Consider the following 674-nt stretch of genomic DNA (forward strand, 5'->3'; position numbering starts at 1 on the left):
ATCTATAGTAGCTTCAAAACTTTCAGTAATAGTATTTTCAGCTAATTTACTTTTACCTCTATCCGTTAAGTTAGAATCATCTTCAATATCTCTAGCATCTACAAATAACTCTTTTCTATCTAATCCACTTAAACTATCATTTATAATTACTATTTCTCTTGCAGCACCTTCTCCTTGGCCAGCTACAATTGCACAATTCTTGCACCCTGAAATATCTTTTGTATATTCTCTTTCAACTATATTATCGTATCTTTTTGAAAATATTACAGGTGGATTATCTTGTTGATTTACCGTTTTATCTACCCCTGCTAAAGTTTCAAATACAAATCTTTTATTCCTATAATCAAAATAGATGCACCACCCCAACTTACTTGTTTTAGCTATTGTTTCTAATTCATCAGATAAAACCTTATATCTACTTTCAAAAGCTATTTTATTTCCTCTACCTTTACTAGAGTTAATATATAGGTTTTCAAAGTTACGTTTAGGATCTTCTGCATTAATAGCATTAACATAAGCTATATTATAAAGAATGTCTTCAGCATAGTTATTAAAAGAATATGTACTTTTTCCAGCTGGAGGAACCGTTATTCTGCTATTAAACCAAAATCCTATTCCAAACCCCTTTATAGTTACTGTATCATCTATTATATTAATTTTAGTTATTTGACCAC

Annotated in this window: 1 protein-coding gene; it reads right to left on the reverse strand. The window is 29.4% G+C overall.

Features of this window, described 5'->3' with window-relative positions; translation table 11 throughout:
- A partial coding sequence (locus LPC13_RS16735) for a siphovirus ReqiPepy6 Gp37-like family protein (RefSeq protein WP_234089033.1) occupies window positions 1–674 on the reverse strand: 674 nt, incomplete at both ends.

It is taken from the genome of Clostridium celatum (assembly GCF_021412605.1).
Taxonomy (GTDB): domain Bacteria; phylum Bacillota; class Clostridia; order Clostridiales; family Clostridiaceae; genus Clostridium; species Clostridium celatum.